The 2,294-nt window shown below is 42.3% G+C and carries 3 protein-coding genes and 1 pseudogene; all 4 read right to left on the bottom strand.

Features of this window, described 5'->3' with window-relative positions:
- Positions 1 to 312 (bottom strand): cation diffusion facilitator family transporter (locus AAGA18_16120; GenBank protein ID MEM9446867.1); only part of this gene is annotated, 312 nt, incomplete at its 3' end.
- Positions 302 to 685, bottom strand: coding sequence for a DUF3703 domain-containing protein (locus AAGA18_16115; GenBank protein MEM9446866.1), 384 nt, complete (start codon positions 683 to 685; stop codon positions 302 to 304). The genes AAGA18_16120 and AAGA18_16115, both read right to left, overlap by 11 nt.
- Positions 686 to 689: 4 nt before the next feature.
- On the bottom strand, positions 690 to 1,481 hold the full coding sequence (locus tag AAGA18_16110; GenBank protein ID MEM9446865.1) for a cation transporter: 792 nt from the start codon (positions 1,479 to 1,481) through the stop codon (positions 690 to 692).
- Positions 1,477 to 2,294 (bottom strand): annotated as a pseudogene (locus tag AAGA18_16105) (efflux RND transporter periplasmic adaptor subunit). Before AAGA18_16105 ends, AAGA18_16110 begins: the two are co-directional and overlap by 5 nt.

Below are 2,294 nucleotides of genomic sequence, written 5' to 3'. Positions count from 1 at the left end.
TGCTTTGGTCAGGATAAAGATCGATCCAGCTACCAGCACTATGGAATTGATAATCGCTCCAAGTAGAGAGAAGCGTTTGTATCCATAGGAAAAGGTCTTGGTTCTGCCTTTCTTGGATAGCTTTTGAAAATACCATGACAGCCCCAAACTAAGGCTATCTCCCAAATCGTGTAGCGCATCAGAAAGGATAGCCAAGCTGTTGGTATAAAGTCCACCGATGATCTCAATAATGGTAAAGCTGAGGTTGAGGAAGAAGGCAACTTTTACATTGCCTTCTGAATGGTTATGTGAATGATCGTGGTTATGCCCCATAGTTTTCTAATCCTGCTTGTTTGAAAATTGATAGTAATTCTTCGGAAATGGGTAGGGGCTTCAACGGTGGGATATTTGCGCCACCTGTATTGCCTACAGGTATCTTCCCTACAAAGGATTTGACTCCACCAATCAAAAGGCGTGGGATCTGGCCAAACACTTCTTTGGTGTCTTTGATTCGAATGCCGAAAAGCAGCATCTTCCAATGCACGGAACTATGGTGGTAGGGATATGCCTGACCTATGATGTGCGCCCGCTCCAAATGACTCCATGCCGTTTGAAGGCTTCCTGCGTGTAAATGCCTTTTATACTCCTTCAATTCTTGATCGAAATACGGTTTTAGCCTCTTAGGCATTATTGTATAAAGTTTCATTTGTCTACTTTGAAAGATTTAAAATTCGAATAGCTCCCCGCATGACAAAACCGAAGACAACACCGCCAACGACCAAGTCAGGCCATTTACTTTCAAGCCAGTAAACCAACACTCCAGCCAGTATCACTCCTCCATTAACGATGATATCATTAGACGTGAAAATGGTACTAGCTTGCATGTGAGCATCTTTGCTTTTAGCCTTATTGATTAGCCAAAGTGAGATCAGATTGCCTGCTAAAGCCAGAACTGAAATGATAATCATCCACTGAAAAAGGGGTGTTTCGCTTTCGATCAGGAATCTTCGGAGTACTTCCGAAAAACCCAGCAACGCCAAGCCCATTTGAAAATAACCACTGATCTTCGCCACTTTTTTCTTACGAGTAATGGTAGCTCCAACAGCGAAGAGACTTAGAGCATAGACAATGGAATCAGCCAGCATATCCAGGGAGTCAGCTACCAAACCCATGGATCTGGAAATCCACCCGGTAGTCATTTCTATTACAAAAAATCCGAAGTTGATACCCAGCACCCACCACAGTATTTTTCGCTGATGTGAATCGTCAGTTCCTACAGGTAGTTCTGACTCTGAAGTACCCTCCAATTGATCATTGAGGTTAAGCTGACTAATGGCTTCATGTATAAATTGCACTTCCTCCTGATGGAATACTTCCAGTTTGCGCGCAGGAATATCAAATTCCAGATGTTTAATCTGGTTGAGAGATTCCAGTTTCATTCGGATCATTTGCTCCTCTGAGGGGCAGTCCATGTCCTTAATAAGAAATGTGGTTTTATTAATGCTCATGTTCCGTTTCTCCTTTTTTCATTTCTGAAATGAGATAATAGGCATTGTTCCAGGCCACCTTTGTACCCTTGGGTAGTGGCTCTAGAAGATTAATTTCTACCCATCCTTCATCAATCAAACCCGTTCGAATTTCAACAACCTTGAAGCTCCATTCTTTTTCTCCGCCTTTCTGGTGAACTTCTGCTGTGAAAATGTAGGGTTTTCCCTCTTCTTCTATGATTGCTGATTCAGGTAAGGCCATTACCGGCTTTTCTCCTGTATGGATTCTGCCATTGATGTACATGCCTGGAAGCAGAAAGTCTTCTTTTCCTGTTATTTCAGCATGAACGTGAATAGCCTTGGGGTTTTGCTCGAACTTTTTACCCACCGAGTAAATTTTTGCCGTAAGTTGAGAGTCTGGCACTGATGTGATGGTGAAGGAAATCTTCTGGCCTTTCTGCACTTTGTAAACATCCTTCTCAAATACCATCAGGTCGGCATGCACATGATCTGTATTCACAATCGTGAACATTTTTGTTTGAGGCTCCACAAACTGCCCTATCTGTATAAGCACTTTTTCGATACTGCCATCAATAGGGCTGACTACCGGCACATTTTGGTAAATTTCACCTGCCCTTACTTTTTGAGCACTTATACTTAATTGTTTTAGCTGAGCTTCTAACCCTTTGACTTCACCCTTTATGGATTGGTAATCGGATTGGGTTTCCTGATAGGCTTTTCCCGATCCGACTTCTTCCTTGTACAGTCGCTCTTGTCTCTGCATTTATTTTTAAAGAAACTGCAAAAGACAGTTGACTTTTAAGTAGT

The organism is Verrucomicrobiota bacterium, from assembly GCA_039192515.1.
Taxonomy (GTDB): Bacteria; Verrucomicrobiota; Verrucomicrobiia; order Methylacidiphilales; family JBCCWR01; genus JBCCWR01.
The sequence above is the reverse complement of the archived record's forward strand: the minus strand, read 5'-3'. Positions and strand labels throughout refer to the sequence as shown.